Source organism: Streptomyces sp. NPDC046925, assembly GCF_040644915.1.
Classification (GTDB): domain Bacteria; phylum Actinomycetota; class Actinomycetes; order Streptomycetales; family Streptomycetaceae; genus Streptomyces.
Map to the genome: position 1 here is coordinate 1 of NZ_JBEYWZ010000009.1, position 18,093 is coordinate 18,093.

General features: G+C 71.4%; 16 protein-coding genes and 1 pseudogene. 6 read left to right on the forward strand and 11 right to left on the reverse strand.

The window, feature by feature from the left end; all coding sequences use genetic code 11:
• Together ABZ906_RS30260 and ABZ906_RS30265 are read right to left on the reverse strand one after the other, a co-directional pair.
• Positions 1-1,982 (reverse strand): alpha-1,4-glucan--maltose-1-phosphate maltosyltransferase (locus ABZ906_RS30260; RefSeq protein WP_361388060.1); only part of this gene is annotated, 1,982 nt, incomplete at its 3' end.
• A gap of 128 nt (positions 1,983-2,110) precedes the next feature.
• Positions 2,111-2,302, reverse strand: a pseudogene (locus ABZ906_RS30265) (DUF5133 domain-containing protein); the annotation flags it as partial.
• A gap of 298 nt (positions 2,303-2,600) precedes the next feature.
• Here ABZ906_RS30265 and ABZ906_RS30270 point away from each other — a divergent pair.
• On the forward strand, positions 2,601-3,083 hold the full coding sequence (locus ABZ906_RS30270) for a pep a2 (protein ID WP_361388063.1): 483 nt from the start codon (positions 2,601-2,603) through the stop codon (positions 3,081-3,083).
• Between the two features lie 138 nt (positions 3,084-3,221).
• Positions 3,222-5,357 (forward strand): glycogen debranching protein GlgX, encoded by a 2,136-nt coding sequence (glgX, locus tag ABZ906_RS30275; RefSeq protein ID WP_361388066.1) that lies wholly within the window; start codon positions 3,222-3,224, stop codon positions 5,355-5,357.
• Positions 5,358-5,360: 3 nt separating this feature from the next.
• Here the strand turns inward: glgX and ABZ906_RS30280 are convergent, their stop codons facing one another.
• On the reverse strand, positions 5,361-6,161 hold the full coding sequence (locus tag ABZ906_RS30280) for a VOC family protein (RefSeq protein ID WP_361388069.1): 801 nt from the start codon (positions 6,159-6,161) through the stop codon (positions 5,361-5,363).
• 323 nt (positions 6,162-6,484) lie between these two features.
• Between ABZ906_RS30280 and ABZ906_RS30285 the strand changes: the two genes are divergently transcribed.
• Complete coding sequence (locus ABZ906_RS30285) at positions 6,485-6,973, forward strand: hypothetical protein (protein WP_361388072.1); 489 nt, start codon at positions 6,485-6,487, stop codon at positions 6,971-6,973.
• A 16-nt stretch (positions 6,974-6,989) separates the two neighbouring features.
• Here ABZ906_RS30285 and ABZ906_RS30290 read toward each other — a convergent pair whose 3' ends face one another.
• On the reverse strand, positions 6,990-7,211 hold the full coding sequence (locus ABZ906_RS30290; protein ID WP_190078819.1) for a dodecin: 222 nt from the start codon (positions 7,209-7,211) through the stop codon (positions 6,990-6,992).
• A gap of 343 nt (positions 7,212-7,554) precedes the next feature.
• Between ABZ906_RS30290 and ABZ906_RS30295 the strand changes: the two genes are divergently transcribed.
• Positions 7,555-8,805 carry an extracellular solute-binding protein gene (locus tag ABZ906_RS30295; RefSeq protein WP_361201185.1) on the forward strand — a complete coding sequence of 417 codons (1,251 nt, stop codon included), beginning with the start codon at positions 7,555-7,557 and terminating at the stop codon, positions 8,803-8,805.
• Between the two features lie 75 nt (positions 8,806-8,880).
• On the opposite strand, the gene egtD is transcribed toward ABZ906_RS30295, so the two are convergent.
• From egtD to egtA, 4 genes are read right to left on the reverse strand one after another with little or no spacing between them, the layout of a single operon-like run.
• Positions 8,881-9,843 (reverse strand): L-histidine N(alpha)-methyltransferase, encoded by a 963-nt coding sequence (gene egtD / locus ABZ906_RS30300; RefSeq protein WP_361201169.1) that lies wholly within the window; start codon positions 9,841-9,843, stop codon positions 8,881-8,883.
• Positions 9,840-10,595 (reverse strand): ergothioneine biosynthesis protein EgtC, encoded by a 756-nt coding sequence (egtC, locus tag ABZ906_RS30305; protein ID WP_361388075.1) that lies wholly within the window; start codon positions 10,593-10,595, stop codon positions 9,840-9,842. Before egtC ends, egtD begins: the two co-directional genes overlap by 4 nt.
• Positions 10,595-11,923, reverse strand: a complete 1,329-nt coding sequence (gene egtB / locus ABZ906_RS30310; protein WP_361388078.1) for an ergothioneine biosynthesis protein EgtB — start codon at positions 11,921-11,923, stop codon at positions 10,595-10,597. Before egtB ends, egtC begins: the two co-directional genes overlap by 1 nt.
• Entirely contained in the window at positions 11,920-13,299 is a 1,380-nt protein-coding gene (gene egtA / locus ABZ906_RS30315) for an ergothioneine biosynthesis glutamate--cysteine ligase EgtA (RefSeq protein ID WP_361388081.1), read from the reverse strand. Before egtA ends, egtB begins: the two co-directional genes overlap by 4 nt.
• A 247-nt stretch (positions 13,300-13,546) precedes the next feature.
• On the opposite strand from egtA, the gene ABZ906_RS30320 reads away from it, so the two are divergent.
• On the forward strand, positions 13,547-14,431 hold the full coding sequence (locus tag ABZ906_RS30320; RefSeq protein ID WP_361388084.1) for a TIGR02452 family protein: 885 nt from the start codon (positions 13,547-13,549) through the stop codon (positions 14,429-14,431).
• A 3-nt stretch (positions 14,432-14,434) separates the two neighbouring features.
• Here the strand turns inward: ABZ906_RS30320 and ABZ906_RS30325 are convergent, their stop codons facing one another.
• Positions 14,435-14,866, reverse strand: a complete 432-nt coding sequence (locus ABZ906_RS30325; protein ID WP_361201183.1) for a type II toxin-antitoxin system PemK/MazF family toxin — start codon at positions 14,864-14,866, stop codon at positions 14,435-14,437.
• A gap of 86 nt (positions 14,867-14,952) precedes the next feature.
• The gene (locus tag ABZ906_RS30330; RefSeq protein WP_361388087.1) at positions 14,953-16,359 is read right to left on the reverse strand and encodes an amidase; all 1,407 of its coding nucleotides are present in this window, start codon (positions 16,357-16,359) and stop codon (positions 14,953-14,955) included.
• A 180-nt stretch (positions 16,360-16,539) separates the two neighbouring features.
• On the opposite strand from ABZ906_RS30330, the gene ABZ906_RS30335 reads away from it, so the two are divergent.
• The gene (locus tag ABZ906_RS30335; protein ID WP_361388090.1) at positions 16,540-17,580 is read left to right on the forward strand and encodes a LacI family DNA-binding transcriptional regulator; all 1,041 of its coding nucleotides are present in this window, start codon (positions 16,540-16,542) and stop codon (positions 17,578-17,580) included.
• A gap of 33 nt (positions 17,581-17,613) precedes the next feature.
• Here ABZ906_RS30335 and trxA read toward each other — a convergent pair whose 3' ends face one another.
• Entirely contained in the window at positions 17,614-18,009 is a 396-nt protein-coding gene (gene trxA, locus ABZ906_RS30340; RefSeq protein ID WP_361201155.1) for a thioredoxin, read from the reverse strand.
• Positions 18,010-18,093: the final 84 nt, after the last annotated feature.

The following is an 18,093-nucleotide window of genomic DNA, read 5'->3' on the forward strand; positions in this document are numbered from 1 at the left end:
TAGTTGGTCCTGCCCCAGTGGTAGGTGTGGCCGGTGAGCTCGTCGCGCACCGGCACGCTCGCATGCCAGTCCAGGCCGAGCGCCGGCATGTCCAATGACACCGTCGCCTCCCGTACGTGATGCGGATCCAGGTTGGCGACCACCAGAACCGTGTCCTGACCCGCGCGCTTGCTGTAGGCGATGACCGCGTCGTGGTCGGCCTCATGGAAATGAAGGTTCCTGAGCAGGCGCAGCGCGGGGTGGTCGCGCCTGATCCGGTTGAGCGTGGTGATGAGGGGCGCGATGGTGGAGCCCGTGCGCTGCGCCGACTCCCAGTCACGCGGCCGCAGTTGATACTTCTCCGAGTCCAGGTAGTCCTCGCGGCCCGGGCGGAGCGCGGTGTTCTCGCACAACTCGTAACCGGCGTACATGCCCCAGCTCGGCGCGAGAGTGGCCGCCAGTACCGCGCGCACCTCGAAGGCCGCGCGGCCGCCGTCCTGGAGGTAGCCGGGCAGGATGTCCGGCGTGTTCACGAACAGATTGGGGCGCAGGTACGCGGCGGTCTCGCCGGAGAGCTCGGTCAGGTAGTCGGTGAGCTCCTGCTTGGTGTTGCGCCAGGTGAAGTAGGTGTAGGACTGCTGGAAGCCGATCGCGGCCAGGGTGTGCATCATGGCGGGGCGGGTGAAGGCCTCGGCCAGGAAGATGACGTCGGGGTCGGTGCGGTTGATGTCGCCCAGGACCTGTTCCCAGAAGGCGACGGGTTTGGTGTGCGGGTTGTCGACGCGGAAGATGCGCACGCCGTGGCTCATCCAGAACCGCAGCAGGCGCAGGGTCTCGGCGACCAGGCCCGGCATGTCGCGGTCGAAGGCCAGCGGGTAGATGTCCTGGTACTTCTTGGGCGGGTTCTCCGCGTAGGCGATGGAGCCGTCGGCGCGGTGCGCGAACCACTCGGGGTGCTTGTCCACCCAGGGGTGGTCGGGGGAGCACTGCAGGGCGAAGTCCAGGGCGATCTCCAGGCCCAGGCCGGTGGCGCGGTGCACGAAGGCGTCGAAGTCCTCCAGGGTGCCCAGGTCCGGGTGGATCGCGTCGTGGCCGCCCTCGGGGGAGCCGATCGCCCAGGGCACCCCGACGTCGTGCGGGCCGGGGGACAGGGAGTTGTTGGGACCCTTGCGGAAAGTGGTCCCGATGGGGTGGATCGGGGGCAGGTAGACGACGTCGAAGCCCATCGCGGCGATCGCCGGGAGCCGGTCGGAGGCGGTGCGCAGGGTGCCGGAGCGTGGCGGCCGGCCTTCCTCGATGATCGCGCCCTCCGAACGCGGGAAGAACTCGTACCACGACCCGAACAACGCCCGCGGACGCTCCACCAGCAAGGGAAGCGCGGGGGAGCGGGAGATCCGCTCGCGCAGGGGGTATCGCGCAAGTACCGCGTCCACCCCGGGAGTCAGCACGGCCGCCAGGCGTTCGGCCGGGGGCCGCGAGTCGTCCTGCAGCGCTTCGGCGGCGGCAAGGAGTACCTGCCGCCGCGCCCCTTCGGGAGCTCCGGATGCCGCGCGCTCGTACAGCAGCGCGCCCTCTTCGAGCATCAGCCCGGCGTCGATGCCGGCGGGGACCTTGATCTCGGCGGCGTGCCGCCAGCCCTTCACGGGGTCCGCCCAGGCCTCCACGGCGTAGGTCCAGTGCCCCTCGGCGTCCGGGGTGACGTCCGCACCCCAGCGGTCGCTGCCCGGTGACAGTTCCCGCATCGGGATCCAGGGCTCGCCGCCCTCACCGGAGTCGCCGGGACCCAGCAGGACGACGTTGGCCCCGACCGCCAGTTGGCCCTCACCGAAGACGGTGGCCGTGACCTGGAACGTCTCGCCGGAGACAGCCTTCGCCGGGCGCCGGCCGCAATCGACGAGCGGGCGGACGTCCAGGACGGGCGTGGAGACGCCGGTGGGGACGGGGGCGGGGGAAGTCCCGGGAGGTGCGGTGGGAACAGGGGTCGCCTTGGGAGCTGCTGTCATCGCTCTCTCCTCCGCCGAATCTGCGCCCCAGGTGCGCCCGTCTTTATGTGCAGAGCGGCTCGGGAGCCGCGCGTCGGTCATCGCCCCCGGAGGCCCAGGGGCGGTCGTACCCGGCGTGTGGTGCGCGGGCGCAGGTAGAGCTCTGCCGCGTCGGCGGCGATCCGTGCCTTGCACTCGCCCATCAGTACGCAAAGGGTGTGCGCGGTGTCCTCGAAGCGCATCCGCACGGAGCTGTCCGCGGGATGGGCGAGCCGCAGCCGCTCCCATTCCCTGTAGTCGCCCAAATGCCGTGCGACATCGGCCTTTGCGGGCAGCAGCACCACGCTGGTCACCTTCTCGTTCGCTGATGGCGCGCGAGGTGTGCACCTGATGGGTGCGATCCCGTCCCGCGCGGACACCGGTGTGGCACACCGGTCGACCTTCATGACTCATGGTGCACGCATGAGCACCCAGCGTCCTGTTGAGCACCAGGAGGCGCCCGGGGTTCCTGTTGCGCAAATGGAGTAGCGCTCGCACGCTGAGACTGACGCAGAAGTGATCAGTGCTCACGTTCCGTGTTCGGGGCTCGGCCGCAAGACCGAGAAGGACCGGGAGCTTCGCCGAGAGGAGCCAGGAGCGATGAAAGCCGCGATCCCCTGCTACTACCACCTCGATGTGGAGGTCAGCTCGGAGAGGACAGAGCAGGTCAGGCGCATTCTGGTCGCGCATCTGAAGCATTGGGGCCTCGCGGTTCTCGTCGAACCCGTCGGCTACTGCACCGGAGTGCTGCTGCACGCGATCGAGGAGCACGGAGCGGACAAGAGGGCCGTCGTGGAAATGTGGTGGAACGGCCAGCACCTCATCACCGCCGTGTCGGACCGCAACCGTGAACTTCCCCAGCGGCACTACGGGCCGCAGGGCTGCCTGACGCAGATCGCCGCGCTGAGCGACGGCTGGGGCAGCTGCCCGTCGACGGACGGCAAGATCATCTGGTTCTCGCGCCGCGTGCGCGCGGCCGAACACGCCCGGCTGTCACCCGGAACGCCAGGCCCCAGCCTGCGCGAGGCGCTGGAAGCGCCCCGGGACGTCCCCGCCGCCGCCCTCGCGGGCCCGCCCGCGTGAACGCACGGCCGTTGAACGCAGGGCCGTGACGGAACGCCGAGCGGTGACGGAACGCCGAGCGGTGACTCAACGCCGTGCCGTGACCCGACGCCGAGCCGTGCCTCACCCAGAACCGCCCGTCCGCAGGGAGGCAGTCGCGTGCGCACCTGGACCGGAGCCCCTTTCCCCCTGGGCGCCACAACCGACGGCGAAGGAACCAACTTCGCGCTGTTCAGCGAGGTAGCCGAACACGTGGAACTGGTACTCGTCGACGACGACGACACGCACCGCAGCGTGCCGCTCTCCGAAGTCGACGGCTTCGTCTGGCACTGCTACCTGCCGGGGATCGGCCCAGGCCAGCGTTACGCCTACCGGGTACACGGCCCCTGGAACCCGGCGGCAGGCCACCGGTGCAACCCCGCCAAGCTGCTCCTCGACCCCTACGCCAGGGCCATCGAGGGGCAGATGGACAACGACCCCTCGCTCTACGAGCGCGCGGCGCGGGGCCCCGAACCGGCGGACAGCGCCTCGCACACCCCGCTCTCGGTGGTCACCGACCCGTACTTCGCCTGGGAGGACGACAGACCGCCCCGGCGGCCGTACGCCGAGACCGTCGTGTACGAGGCACATGTGCGCGGCCTGACCCGTACGCACCCCGGAGTCCCCGCCGGGCTGCGGGGCACCTACGCGGGTCTCGCGACCGAGCCGGTCATCGACCACCTCACGTCGCTCGGCGTGACCGCGGTCGAGCTGATGCCGGTGCACCAGTACATCCAGGACGGGTTCCTGCGCGACCGCGGCCTGTCCAACTACTGGGGCTACACCTCCATCGGCTTCTTCGCGCCGCACAACGCCTACGCCGCGCACGGCTGGCGGGGCGAACAGGTCACCGAGTTCAAGTCCATGGTCAAGGCGCTGCACAAGGCCGGGCTCGAAGTGATCCTCGACGTGGTCTACAACCACACCGCGGAGGGCAACGAGAACGGCCCCACGCTCGCCTTCCGCGGCATCGACAACGCGTCGTACTACCGCCTGGCGGAGGGCGATCCGGCGCACTACTTCGACACCACGGGAACCGGCAACAGCCTCCTGATGCGCCACCCCAACGTCCTCCAGCTGGTCATGGACTCGCTGCGGTACTGGGTCACCGACATGCGCGTCGACGGGTTCCGGTTCGACCTCGCGGCCACGCTGGCCCGGCAGTTCCACGACGTCGACCGCCTCTCGGCATTCTTCGACCTGGTCCAGCAGGACCCCGTGGTCGGCCGCGTCAAGCTCATCGCCGAGCCCTGGGACGTCGGCGACGGGGGATACCAGGTCGGCAACTTCCCGCCCCTGTGGTCGGAGTGGAACGGCAAGTACCGGGATTCCGTACGGGACTTCTGGCGCGGCGCCGACCATACGCTCGCCGAGTTCGCGTCCCGGCTCACCGGTTCGTCCGACCTCTACCAGCACGATCGCCGCCGCCCGCGCGCCAGCGTCAACTTCGTCACCGCACACGACGGGTTCACGCTGCGCGACCTGGTCTCGTACGACGACAAGCACAACGAGGCCAACGGCGAGAACAACCAGGACGGCGAGAACGCGAACCGGTCATGGAACTGCGGTGTCGAAGGGCCCACCGCCGACGAGGGCATTCTGGAGCTCCGGGCGCGCCAGCAGCGCAACTTCCTCGCCACGCTGATGTTCTCGCAGGGCATCCCGATGCTCGCGCACGGCGACGAACTCGGCCGCACCCAGCAGGGCAACAACAACGCCTACTGCCAGGACAGCGAGATCTCCTGGATCGACTGGAACCTCACCGGCGAACAGCGGGACCTCGTCGACTTCACCCGCCGCGCCATCGAACTCCGGTCGGCGCACCCGGTGTTGCGAAGACGCCGCTTCTTCCGGGGCGACACCGCGACACACGAGAGCCAGCCGATGCCGGACCTGGTGTGGCTGCGGCCCGACGCGCGCGAGATGACGGACGAGGACTGGCGGCGCCCCGACGCGCACGCCGTCGGGGTCTTCCTCAACGGCGACGCCATCGCCGAGCCCGACGCTCATGGTGGCCCCGTGGTGGACGACTCCTTCCTGCTCCTCCTGAACAGCTACCGGGAGCCGGTCGTCTTCGACCTGCCGGACGCCGCGTACGGCGAACGCTGGACGACGCGGATCGACACCACGGACCCCCGCGGTGCCGCGGACGAGGTGGAGCACAAGGCGGACGGCGACGTCGTCGTGCAGCCCCACAGCCTGCTCATGCTGTCCCGGCCCGCCAGAACGGCCGGCCGGTCAGCGGGCAGGGCGTGACGATCACCGTGCGGGACGTGAGTTCACCACGAAGCGTGCCCCGTCCGGATCGGCCAGGACGGCCTCCGCCGCGCCCGTCTCGCCCTCGAGGACACTGCCGCCGTGATCTCGCGCGGCCCTGGCGCACGCGTCCACGTCGGCGACCGTGAAGTGGATCTGCCAGCGCGGCCGGATCGCGGGGTCGGGCGCCGCTTCCACCGCGCCGGAATGGATGCGGGCCACGACGTCGCCCTCGTTGCGCAGGACGACCCTCTCGTCCTCGTAGCCGACTTCGCAGCAGCCCGCGGCCGCGGACGCCCAGCCGAGGACCTCCGCGTAGAAGATGGCCGCGTCGAAGGCGTCGCGGGTGTGCAGCTCCACGAAGACCGGAGCCGCACGGCGCCAGTCCTCCCAGTCCGCCACCAGCTCGCCCTCCCAGACGCCGAAGACCGCTCCGTCGCGATCGGCCAGCAGAGCGGCCCGCCCCGGAGGGAACGAAAGAGGCCCCACGGCGGTCGTCCCGCCACGCTCCTGACTGCGGGCCACGGTCGCGTTCGCGTCGGACGCGGCGAAGAAGGGGGTCCACGCGACGGCTGCCTGGCCCATGGCCTCCACGGCGGACACGCCCGCCACCGGCACTCCGTCCACGCTGGCGAACCTGTACTGGTCGCCCAGCTTGCCGATGCGCCAGTCCCACCCGAGGACGGCGTGGTAGAACTCCTCCGCGGCCCCCAGATCGTGCGTGGTGAGGCTGACCCAGCAGGGTGCGCCGAACACCGTACGACTGGCCACGACCTCGTTCCCCGCTGCCCTATGGCTGTTCATCTCTGTACCGTTCTGAGGTCGATGGGGCGACTGCGCGTCTTCGGTCCCATCATCGCTGCCTTTGTCCGGCCCTGCCCCTCACGGTTGGGCTGGTCGGGGGCTACTCGTGTTCCCTGACGACATCGGCCGGGTCCTCCGCGGCCTGGCGCAGCGCGCGGCCGCTGCGAGCCGAGCGGGCCCGCCGAGGAGGAGCCGAGGCCGGTCGGAATCGTCGCCTCGTACGACCCCTACCGGGACAACCTGGAGCTCGTCACCCGGCTCGGCAGGGCCAGTGTCCTCGCCCGGCCCGCGCGTGAACTCGGCCACCGGCCTACCCTGGGCGCGTGACGGACGACAGCAGGCCACTGGCCGTATTCGACCTGGACGGCACGCTCGCGGACACCGCGCACCGCCAGCGTTTCCTGGAGGCGAAGCCGCGCGACTGGACCGCCTTCTTCGCCGCCGCGCCGGACGATCCGCCGCTCGAGCAGGGCGTGGCTCTCGCCCTGGAGAGCACGCGCGAGTGCGAGGTCGTCTACCTCACCGGCAGGCCCGAGCGCTGCCGCAAGGACACCGTGGCGTGGCTGGCGGCGCAGGGACTACCGGAGGGGCGGATCTGGATGCGCCGCAACGACGACCGGCGGCCCGCCCGCCGCACCAAGCTGGAGATCCTCAAGAAGATCGCCGGGTCCCGCGAGGTCCGGATGCTGGTGGACGACGACGAGTTGGTGTGCGACGAGGCGGAGCGGGCGGGCTTCAGGGTCGTACGGGCGCGCTGGGCGAGCACGTCCGCCGCGTTGAAGGACGCTCAGGAGCGTGAAGGGCGGACGTGACCGCTCGGCGGCGGGGTCAGGCGCTGTCCCCGTCCTCCAGGCGGAAGCCGACCTTCAGGCCCACCTGGTAGTGCTCGATCTCGCCGTTCTCGATGTGGCCGCGCACCTGGGTGACCTCGAACCAGTCCAGCGAGCGCAGTGTCTGCGAGGCGCGGGCGACGCCGTTGCGGATGGCCTGGTCGACGCCCTCGTGCGAGGTGCCGACGATCTCGGTGACCCGATAGGTGTGGTCGGACATCAGGATGTTCCTCTCCGCCGTGTGGTGACATCACAGCTGTGGCGTGACGTCACTCCACCGTGCCCCACCACGCGGCGCTGCGCGAGGCGGTGGGCGCGGGGTGCTCGGCGGCACCGTCCAGTTCGAGCCGCGAGACCGTCAGGACCGTACCGGCGGCTGATTTGTCCCGGGATCGGCGTCGGTATCCCCGATCCCGGTGTGACGCCCCACTTGACCGACCCATTGGTACATACCAAAATCCAGCCGTACCCGTTCGAGCCAACCGAGCTCCCCCCACGTCGGGCCGACCTTCCCTGTCCGCAGGAAGAAAGTGACCCACGTGAGACCGCACCGCCGCACCGCCATGTCCCTGTCCCTCGCCCTCGCCGTCACCGTGCTCCTCCCCGGTTGCAGCGTCCTGCCGGGCGGAGGAGAGGACAGGCGGACCGTCACCGTGTGGCTCATGCGGGGCAGCGCGTCGGACGAGTTCATCAAGCGGTTCACCACGGACTTCGAGAAGCAACACGGCGACATCGACCTGGAGATACGCCTCCAGGAGTGGACCGGCATCGGCGGCAAGGTCAAGGCCGCGCTCAAGGACGAGGACGGGCCCGACGTCATCGAGGTCGGCAACACCCAGGTCGCCCAGTACGTCGACGAGGGCGGCCTCTACGACCTCACCCTGGAGTCCGCGCGCGACCTCGGCATGAAGGACTGGCTGCCGGGTCTGGCCGAGCCCGGCCGGTACAACGGCAGCCAGTACGGCATCCCGTGGTACGCCGCCAACCGCGTCGTCATCTACAACAAGGACCTCTTCGCGCAGGCCGGGATCGAGGAGCCGCCCAAGACGCGCGCGCAGTGGATCGCCGATACCCGGCGGCTCAACTCCGGCGGCAACCAGGGCATCTACCTGGCGGGCCAGGACTGGTACACCCTGGCGGGATTCATCTGGGACGAGGGCGGCGAGCTGGCCACGGAGGACAAGGGCACGCGCGGCGTCTGGGAGGGCAGCCTGCACTCGGCGGCGGCGCTGCGGGGCATGGAGTTCTACCGGCAGTTGCAGGCGCTGGGCGACGGCCCGCAGGACGCGGACGAGGAGCACCCGCCGCAGGCCGGCGTCTTCGCCAAGGGCAACGTGGCGCAGATCGTCGCCGTGCCCGGCACGGCGCGGGCCATCGAGGAGAAGAACCCCGAACTGAAGGGGAAGCTCGGCTACTTCCCGATCCCCGGCAAGACGGCCGCCAAGCCGGGCGCCGTCTTCACCGGCGGATCCGATCTCGTGGTGCGCGGGAAGACCGAGGACCGCAGGAGCGCGGTCGCCGTGATCGAGGCGCTTGCGGGCAAGAAGTGGCAGAAGGACCTGGCCCGGACCATGAACTACGTGCCGAACAAGACGACTCTGGCCTCCGCCGTCTCCAGCGAGGAAGGCATCGCCGCGATGGCCGCGGGCGCCGCTCAAGGCCGGGCCACTCCCGCCTCGCCGAGGTGGGCGGCCGTGGAGGCCGACAACCCGATCAAGGCGTACATGTCGAAGGTCCTCGCCGGGAGCGACCCGGAGACGGAGGCGAAGGCAGCATCGCGCCGGATCACCAAGGAGCTCGACGTCAGGTCGTAGCGGGTCTTGGCGGTTCATGGCGAGCCGTGAGGGGCCGTCTCCGGGCGCGCGGTCCGCGCCCGGAGACCGGGATTGCTAGCGCGCCACGCTCAGCGACAGCGCGAAGCGTGCCCTCTCGTCCGTCCACCAGTGGGTCAGCTTCAGGTCGGCCGCGGCGAGTTCGGAGCGCACGCCCTCCTCGCGGAACTTCGCCGAGATCTCGGTGCGCATCTCCTCGTGCCGCTGGAAGTCGACCGCCAGGTCGAGCGCCGGGATCTTCACCGTCTGGGCGGCCAGGGAGCGCAGACGCATCTCGATCCACTCGTGCTCGCGGTCCCAGACGGCCACGTGCGAGAACGCGTCGGGGTCGAAGTCCGCGCCCAGCTCACGGTTGATCACGTGCAGGACGTTCTTGTTGAAGGAGGCCGTGACGCCCGACCCGTCGTCGTACGCCGAGACGAGTACCGACTCCTCCTTCACCAGGTCCGTGCCGAGCAGCAGCGCGTCACCGGGGGAGAGCAGGGTGCGCACCGACGCCAGGAACGCCGAGCGCTCGGCGGGCAGCAGGTTGCCGATCGTGCCGCCGAGGAAGGCGACCAGACGCGGACCCGGCGTGCCGGGCAGCGCCAGACCCCGGGTGAAGTCGGCGATCAGGGCGTGCACGTTCAGGGACGGGCGCGAGGCGATCAGGGTGTTGGCGGCGCCGGTGAGCGCGCTCTCGCTCACGTCCACGGGCACGTACGTGTGCAGGTCCGCGAGCGCGTCGATCAGATGGCGGGTCTTCTCCGACGAACCCGAGCCCAGCTCGATCAGCGTGCGTGCACCCGTCACCCCGGCGATCTCCGCGGCACGGGTCTGCAGGATCTCGCGCTCGGCGCGCGTCGGGTAGTACTCCGGAAGCGTCGTGATCTCGTCGAAGAGCGCACTGCCCCGCGCGTCGTAGAACCACTTGGGCGGCAGCGTCTTGGGCGAAGCGGTCAGGCCCTGGAGAACGTCGGCGCGCAGAGCGGCGTCGGTGGCGTCCACGGGCAGTGTGCGGGTCAGCTGGAACGGGCTCACGCGGTGGGCTCCTTGAGCGGGGTCAGCAGAACGTCGTTACGGCTTGCGGCGAGCAGTGTGCGGTCGGGCACCTCGCACCAGTGCGGATCGTCGTCGTAGGGCTCGGAGGCCACGACGGTGCGGCGGCCCGGTTCGGCGAGATACCAGAGGGTGTCTCCCCAGGCGGTCGCGGTGATCGTCTCGCCGTTGGTGAGCAGCAGGTTCAGGCGCGAGCCGGGGGCCGCCGCGGCGACCTCGACGACGGTGTCCGCGAGGGCCTGGCCCTCGTCGTCGCCGTTGCGCAGCCGGTGCAGGACGAGCGCCCACACCAGCGCGGAGTCGCAGCGCGCCTCCATGGAAAGCAGCTCGGCGGCCGGCAGACCGCGGGCCACCGGTGCGAGCGAACGCGGCCAGCCCGAGACCGCTCCGTTGTGGCTGAACAGCCAGGTACCGGCGGAGAACGGCGCCGCCGCCGCTTCCCCGTCCGCCCCCGCCTCGGTCGCGTCACGCACCGCGGCGAGCAGGGCGCCCGACCGCACGACACGGGCGAGGTCGGCGAAGGACTGGTCGCCCCAGATCGGCCCGGAGCGGCGGTAGCGCGCGGGCACCGGATCGCCTCCGGCGTACCAGCCGACCCCGAACCCGTCGGCGTTGACCGTGCCGTAGCGCTGCCGCCGCGGCGCCCAGGACTGCCGGAACAGGCTGTGCGCGGGGTCCACGAGGAGCTTGCCGAGCGGCTCTTCGGGACCCAGGAACGCCAGATGACGGCACATCAGCCACGCTCCGTCGGGTCGGCGTCGCGTGCCGTGCGGAACCCGGAGAAGATCTGCCGCCGCACCGGGTGGTCCCAGTTGCGAAAGGTGCCCCGGCACGCCACCTCGTCCACGGAGAACGCCCCGCCCCGCAGCACCTTGTAGTCGCCGCCGAAGAAGACGTCCGAGTACTCGCGGTAGGGGAAGGCGGAGAATCCCGGGTAGGGCAGGAAGTCGCTCGACGTCCACTCCCACACGTCGCCGATCAACTGGCGTACGCCGAGCGGGGATTCACCGGCCGGGTAGCTGGCCGCCGGGGCCGGGCGCAGATGGCGCTGGCCCAGGTTCGCGCGTTCGGGCGTGGGGTCCTCGTCACCCCACGGGTAGCGCATCGAGCGATCGCTCGCCGGGTCGTGCCGGGCGGCCTTCTCCCACTCCTCCTCGCTGGGCAGACGCCGGCCCGCCCACCGTGCGTACGCGTCCGCCTCGTACCAGCTGACGTGCAGGACCGGCTCGTCCGGCGGTACGGCCTCGACGGTCCCGAAGTGACGGCGCAGCCACTGGCCGCCCTCGTGACGCCAGAACAGCGGCGCCGAGAGTCCGTTGCCGCGGACCATGTCCCAGCCCGCCGGGGTCCACCACCGCTGGTCCGAGTAGCCGCCGTCGGCGATGAAGCGCTGATAGTCGGCGTTGGTCACCGGCGTCGTGTCGATGAAGAACGGCGGCACCAGACGGTGGTGCGCGGGACGTTCGTTGTCCAGGGCCCACGGCTCCGTGGACGTGCCCATCGTGAACGGGCCGCCCGGCACGAGGACTTCCGGCGGACCGCCGAACCGCGGCGCGGGCTCCGGATCGGGCGCCGTGAGCGCCGTGGGGCCCGAGCGCAGCTGATGCGTGATCAGCATCGTCTCGTCGTGCTGCTGTTCGTGCTGCGCGATCATGCCGAACGCGAAGCCCGCGTCGGTCAGCGGCGAACCGCGAAAGGGCGTGCTCTCCAGGACGTCGAGGGCGCGCCCGCGCACCTCGGCCGCGTAGCCGCGGGCCTCGGCGGGCGCGAGCAGCGGCAGGCTCGGCCGCTCGGAGCGCGGGTGCTCGAAGGCGTCGTACAGGCCGTCGATCTCGGGCCGCATGGCGTCGCGGCCCGCCACCGCCCGCAGCAGCCACAGCTCTTCCTGGTTGCCGATGTGCGCCAGGTCCCAGACCAGCGGCGACATCAACGGCGAGTGCTGTGCGGTCAGTTCGGGCTCCTCCACGCACGTGGTGAGGAGCGAGGTGCGCTCCCTGGCCGCCAGGAGCGCCGCCAGGGCGCGCTGCCGAAGCGCATCGGGGTCGCTGACTGTTCCGGTCATCGGAGGATGCCCTTCTCGTGCTCGTGGTCGTAGTGGTGGCCGTCCTTGCGCCCGTCGAGCAGATCGTCGGCCGGGCAGCGGCCCCGCGAGACATACCGCTCGGCGTACGCGGCGACGGCTCTTTGCACCTCGGCGCTCGCGCCCATCCGGGGCAGCGCGTCGGCCGCCGCGGCGAAACAGGCGGCCGCGGCCTCGCGCAGCTCCGGGTCGGCGAGCCCGTGCCGCGCCGCGTCCAGCCACAGCGGGCTGCGCGGCGCCGCGGGCGCACCGGGCAAAAACGCGCTCTCGGCCAGCGACTTCAGGGTGCGGTAGGCGGTCTCGGCCGCCTGCGGGTCGTCGAACAGCGCGCTGGTCACGGCGAGCGGCACGATCCAGCCGTGCGCGCCCGGCTGGGCGTCGACCATCCGCAGCTCCAGATGGCCGCGCGGGCGTACCGGCGGGAAGAGGGTGGTCAGATGATGGGTCAGGTCCTCGGCCGTCGGCGGGCGCGGCGCGCCCGAGCGGGCCCAGCTGCGAAAGGTCAGCCCTTCCGGCACGGCCCAGGGCGCCGCGTTCCCGCCCTCCGCGTCGTTCCCGCCGTCTGCGCCGTTCCCGTTCTCCCCGTCCTGTCCGGCTCTGATGAACATCACCGGAGCGTCCAGGACATGCCGCGTCCAGGCCGCCCGCGGCTCCGCGTCCAGGGACGGCGCGCCCGACGTACCCGGATCGATCGACGCCCAGACGGCCTGCCGCGTGGAGCGCCAGCCGGTGGCACGCCCGTCCTGGACCGGCGAGTTCGCGAACGCGGCGACCAGCACGGGGCCGAGGAGATGCGCGAGGCGCCAGCGCCGGCCGTAACCGAGCGGGCCCGGCTCCTCGTGTCCGGCGTCCAGGCAGATCTGCACGGAGGCCGTGGAACACATCATGCGGCGTCCCGCCGGGCCCGCGCGGTCGAGATAGCTCTCCATCGCGTCGTAGCGCGGCCGGTGCAGGATGCGGGACGGCGGGCGCCAGGGATCGGCACCGAGGCCGGTGAGCGTCAGATTCAGGGTGGCGAGGCGATCACGTACGAGAGCGAGATCGGCCGATACGTCGGACACGCACTCCATGAGGGAGGCGGCGGGGTGGGAGCTGAGTTCCAGCTGGCCGCCCGGTTCGACGGTGATCAGGGAGTGCAGGGGCAGGGCCCGCAGTGCGGCATATGCCGATTCGAGGCGGGCTGGGGGTACGGGCAGATGGAGCCGGTGCGGCTCGTGGATCAGCCATTCCAGTTCGACACCGGTGACGCGCGGTGGTCCGGTCTTGAAACAGATGCCGGTGACCAGCGCCTCTGCTTCGGACTCGGAGACCGCGGTGCCGTACTTCGCGTGGTACTTCGTACAGTCACCCTCGGGCATTGCAGGGGTCCTCCTGTTCAAGTTCTGCCTGGTCCAACGGTTGTGGACCACCCGGTCAACTCGATATGGGGTGGGACCGAGCCGGCAGCGCTCGTCCTACCCAAGACCCTGTCGGCCGTTCGCACAAGAGTGCCCCGGTCCCTGGCAAGTGCCGGGGAATTGTGTTGCGGCGGGCGACGCGCAGAGCTCACGATGCGTTCATGTACGAGACGGGGGACAGAGACATGTCCGGGGCGGGAGAGCGAGCATGAGTGCGCGCCTGCGTGGCATCGCGCAGCAGACCGAGGAGATCGTGGCGGCAGGGTGGTATGCCGCTCCGGGTGGCCGCGAAGTGGTGATCGCGGATGCGGTGGACGCCGCGCGCTCCGGCACGCGGATGTTCGGTCCGGCGGGCCTGGACGTGGCTCCCGTACGGCCGCCCGAGCTGACCACCACGGTAGTCGAGGTCACCGCGGAGAGCAGCCTGGAGGCCGCCCACCGGCTGACGGGCGCGGACCCGGGCCCCGTGGCCGTCCTGAACTTCTCCTCCGCGCGCAATCCCGGCGGCGGCTATCTGAACGGCGCCCAGGCACAGGAGGAGGCGCTGTGCCGCGGCTCGGCGCTGTACACGTGCGTGCGCTCGGTCCGGGAGTTCTACGACCACCACCGCGCCCACCGCGATCCCTTCTACAGCGACCGCGTGATCCACTCCCCGGCCGTGCCGGTCTTCCGCGACGACAAGGGCCGGCTCCTCGACGAGGCGTACGAGGTCGGTTTCCTGACCTCGGCCGCGCCGAACGCGGGCGTCGTGCTTCGGCAGACTCCTGAGCGCGTCGCCGAGCTGCCGCGGGCCCTGGCGGTCCGTGCGGAGCGGGTCCTGGAGACCGCCGCCGCCTGCGGCTACCGGCGGCTCGTGCTCGGCGCGTGGGGCTGCGGGGTCTTCCAGAACGACCCCGCGCAGGTGGCGGACGCGTTCCGGGTGCTGCTCGACGAAGGCGGCCGGTTCCACGGGCACTTCGAGCACATCGTCTTCGGGGTGCTCGACCGCACACGCGGCGCGGTGACACGGACCGCCTTCGAGGAGACGTTCGGCGAGGGATTCAAGGGCGGGGCCCGGCCCCGCCCTCAGGGCTCAGCTCCACGCGAGTCGTAGCGCTCAACGCCAGCCGTAGCGCTCCTGCAACCGCCGTACGACCAAGTTGAACCGCATCCGGTCAAGAGCGCACGCCTCGCGCCGCATGCCCGCGTCGTGCACCCGCAGGACCCGGTCGATGTCGACCCAGGAGTCACGGCCCTCGCGGTCCCAGGGACCGCTGCCGATGGGCACCCACTCGCGGTCGTTCGCGTGCTGCTTGCTGGAGAGTTGCACGGCGAGCAGCGTGCCGCGCGCCTCGCGGGCGACGACGAGGACGGGGCGGTCCTTGCCGCGCCCGTCGTTCTCCTCGTAGGGAACCCACGTCCAGACGATCTCGCCGGGGTCGGGATCGCCGTCGTGGGCGGGTGAGTACGTCGTCTGGACCTGGCCGACCTCGCGCGGCTCGGCCTCGGTGGTCGCGGTGCGGCCCGTGCGTCCCGGGTGCGCGGACATCTGCGGGTCATCGGTGTTGGCTGTCACGCGGGCCACCGTAGAACCCGGCGGGACCAACCCGCGGGCCGGGGGCACCCGATGGGCCCCTAGGCCGCGTCCGGCCACTGCTCGTACCAGCGCCGGTCGTCCTCCAACTGGGCCGCGAGGGATATCAGGAGCGGTTCGCTGCCCGCGGGCCCGAGCAGTTGCGCGCCGACCGGAAGGCCGTCGCCGGCGTGTCCCGCGGGCACGTTGACGCCGGGCCAGCCCAGGACGTTCCAGGTCCACGCGTAGGGGCAGGCGGCGATCATCGCCTGGTCGGTGCGCCAGCCGCTGAGGGCGGCCATGGTGCCGACGCGGGGCGGGGGAGTGGCGGTGGTGGGCGTGAGGACCACGTCGTACGTCGAGAAGGTCGCGCCGACCCGGCGGTGCAGGGCGGCTTCGGCGCGGCGGGCCAGGCGCAGCGGGGCACCGCCGAGCAGCCGTCCCAGGCGGGCCGCCTCCTTGGTCCGCGGGTCGAGCAGCCGCGGGTCGGGCACCTCGCGGGCCCATTCGGTGATGCCGGCCGTGGCGCGCGGCACGAAGTCGAGGCCGATCTGGCCGTAGCGCGGGTCGGCCTCCTCGACGTCATGGCCCAGGGCGGCGAGGCGGTCCGCGAGAACGATGACTTTGCGGCGCACCACGGGATGCAGGCGCTTGGGGGTCGCGGTGAACGGCATGCGCAGGGAGAGGGCTATCCGTAGCCGCCCGGGGTCGCGGGTCGCCGCCTCTGCGGCGCGGATGGCGGGCGGCTTGTGCAGGTCGCCGTCGTGGTTGCCGCTCGCCGCGTCCAGGAGCAGGGCCGCGTCGGCGACGGTCCTGGCGAGCGGGCCGTTGACGGTGATGCCGTTGAAGGACTCGGGCCAGGGCCACGTCGAGATACGGCCGCGCTGCGGCTTGATCCCCACGAGATGGGTCCAGGCGGCGGGGATGCGCACCGAGCCCGCGCCGTCGGAGCCGAGCGCCGCGGGCACGAGCCCCGCGGCGACGGCCGCCGCCGAACCGCCGGAGGAGCCGCCGGGGGTGTGCCCGGTGTGCCAGGGGTTGCGCGTGTCGCCGAAGCCGGGCCCTTCCGTGAAGGGCCACTGCCCCAGCTCGCATGTGTTGGTCTTGCCGACGATCACGGCTCCGGCGGCCCGCAGCCGGCGTACGGACTCGGCGTCCTCCCGCTTCGGCGGGAAGTCGCCCCGGCAGCCGAACGCGGTCGGCTCGCCCGCCATGTCGGTGTCGTCCTTCACGGCGATCGGCACACCGAGCAGCGGCCGTCCCGCGGCGCCGGACGAGGCCAACTCCCGGTCGGCGGCGTCCGCTTCGGCGAGCGCGGCCTCGGCGCGCACCAGCTTGAAGGCGTTGAGCACGGGCTGCGAGGCCTCGATGCGCGCCAGCGTCCGCTCCGTGAGCGCGCGTGCGGACACTTCTCCGTCGGCCAGCGCACGGGCGGTGCGCGCGAGGCCGTCGGCCCGGTCGGCTGTCATGTGGGGGCACCTTTGATCGACGGGCGGGTGCACGCACGTTAACCGGCACGGGGCGAACGCGGTACGGGGGCCGGGCAGTTCACGCCGCGCACGGCGGGCGGGAGCGCTCCCACTCAGGTCAGGGATGCGCCCAAGCCCGCATGGGAGCGCCCTCGCACCGTCTGGAAGGATGACCCCGTCATGGTGCAGATACCGAACAAGACCGCGCAGCAGTCCGCGCAGTACTCCGTGCCGACGAGCGCCGACGTGGCGCGTCTTGCGGGAGTCTCGCGCGCGACCGTCTCGTACGTACTGAACAACACGAGCGCCGTCCGCATCAGCGAGCCCACGCGGCGCCGCGTCCACGAGGCCGCCAAGGAACTGGGGTACGTCCCGCACGCCGCGGCCCGCAGCCTGCGCGCCGGACACACCCGTGTCGTCCTGATGCCCACGCCGCAGATCCCGGCGGGCCCGCTCTTCAGCGAGTTCTTCAACGAGCTGCAGTGGGCGCTCAGCCGCTTCGACTACACCGTCGTGCAGTACGGCAGCCTCGGCCTGACCGGCGAGGACGCGGCCCGCGCCTGGGCCGAGCTGCGCCCGGTGGCGGTCCTGGCCCCCGGCGCGTCAGGGCTTGGCGCGCGCGGTGTGAGCGTCCTCAAGCGGTCGGGCGCCAAGGCCGTCTTCACGCTGGGCCCGCAGCGGGCCGAGGGCGCCCACGCCCTGCTCATGGACCAGCGGCTGATCGGCCACCACGCCGCCGCGCATCTCCTGGAGCGCGGCAGCCGCCGCATCGGCGTCGTGATCCCCGGGGAGCAGGGTCTCGAACCCTTCGCACGCCCGCGTGCCGACGGAGTCCGCCGCACCGCCGCCCGGCACGGCCAGGGCGCCACGGTGACCGAGCTGCCGCTGGCCTACGACGAAGAATCGGCGGCCCGCCTCGCGGCACGCTGGCGCACGCTGGGCATCGACGGGGTGTTCACGTACAACGACGAGTACGCGATGCTCCTGATGCGGGCGTTGCAGGACGAAGGCATCGCCGTCCCCGGAGAGACGGCGATGATCGGCGCCGACGACTTGATGCTCGGCAGGCTCCTGCGGCCGCGGCTCAGCACGGTCCGCATCGAGCTGCCGTCGGGTCAGAAGCTCGCGGAGCTCGTCGACCGGGTCGTGCGCAACCCGGGCATGGAGCCCGAGGTGCACGACGTGCTCGGTGCGACGGCCGTGCACCGCGAGTCCAGCTGACCCTGTGGTTCGGAAGTCTGTACGGGGGCTTCCTTACTCCCCCTGCTGCTGTGCCTGGGCCTTGGCCTGCTCCTCGGCGACGGACTTGCGGACCTCGTCCATGTCCAGCTGCCTGGCCTGCCCGATGACGTCCTCGAGGGCTGCCTCGGGCAGCGCGCCGGGCTGTGCGAACACGGCCACCTGGTCGCGCACGATCATCAGTGTCGGGATCGACTGGATGCCGAAGGCCTGGGCCAGCTCGGGCTGCGCCTCCGTGTCCACCTTGCCGAAGACCATGTCGGGGTTGGCCTCGGCGGCCTTGTCGTAGACCGGCGCGAACGACTTGCACGGGCCGCACCAGTCCGCCCAGAAGTCGATCAGGACGAATTCGTTGTCCGTGACCGTCTGGTCGAAGTTTTCCTTCGTGAGCTCCATAGTCGCGCTGCTCATGGTGTTTCCTTCTTCCTGCTGTCGGTCGAAGCCGCTGTGCACAACGGCCCGGGCGGCAGACGTATTCCACGCGTTCACCCGTGC

What these genes read in the sequence shown, in the direction of transcription:
- ABZ906_RS30290 (WP_190078819.1), bottom strand. Translation starts at nt 7,211, where the DNA reads ATGTCCGACCACACCTATCGGGTCACCGAGATCGTCGGCACCTCGCAC.
- ABZ906_RS30325 (WP_361201183.1), bottom strand. Translation starts at nt 14,866, where the DNA reads ATGTCCGCGCACCCGGGACGCACGGGCCGCACCGCGACCACCGAGGCC.
- ABZ906_RS30330 (WP_361388087.1), bottom strand. Translation starts at nt 16,359, where the DNA reads ATGACAGCCGACCGGGCCGACGGCCTCGCGCGCACCGCCCGTGCGCTG.
- ABZ906_RS30320 (WP_361388084.1), top strand. Translation starts at nt 13,547, where the DNA reads ATGAGTGCGCGCCTGCGTGGCATCGCGCAGCAGACCGAGGAGATCGTG.
- ABZ906_RS30335 (WP_361388090.1), top strand. Translation starts at nt 16,540, where the DNA reads ATGGTGCAGATACCGAACAAGACCGCGCAGCAGTCCGCGCAGTACTCC.
- ABZ906_RS30295 (WP_361201185.1), top strand. Translation starts at nt 7,555, where the DNA reads ATGTCCCTGTCCCTCGCCCTCGCCGTCACCGTGCTCCTCCCCGGTTGC.
- egtA (WP_361388081.1), bottom strand. Translation starts at nt 13,299, where the DNA reads ATGCCCGAGGGTGACTGTACGAAGTACCACGCGAAGTACGGCACCGCG.
- ABZ906_RS30270 (WP_361388063.1), top strand. Translation starts at nt 2,601, where the DNA reads ATGAAAGCCGCGATCCCCTGCTACTACCACCTCGATGTGGAGGTCAGC.
- egtC (WP_361388075.1), bottom strand. Translation starts at nt 10,595, where the DNA reads ATGTGCCGTCATCTGGCGTTCCTGGGTCCCGAAGAGCCGCTCGGCAAG.
- ABZ906_RS30280 (WP_361388069.1), bottom strand. Translation starts at nt 6,161, where the DNA reads ATGAACAGCCATAGGGCAGCGGGGAACGAGGTCGTGGCCAGTCGTACG.
- trxA (WP_361201155.1), bottom strand. Translation starts at nt 18,009, where the DNA reads ATGAGCAGCGCGACTATGGAGCTCACGAAGGAAAACTTCGACCAGACG.
- egtB (WP_361388078.1), bottom strand. Translation starts at nt 11,923, where the DNA reads ATGACCGGAACAGTCAGCGACCCCGATGCGCTTCGGCAGCGCGCCCTG.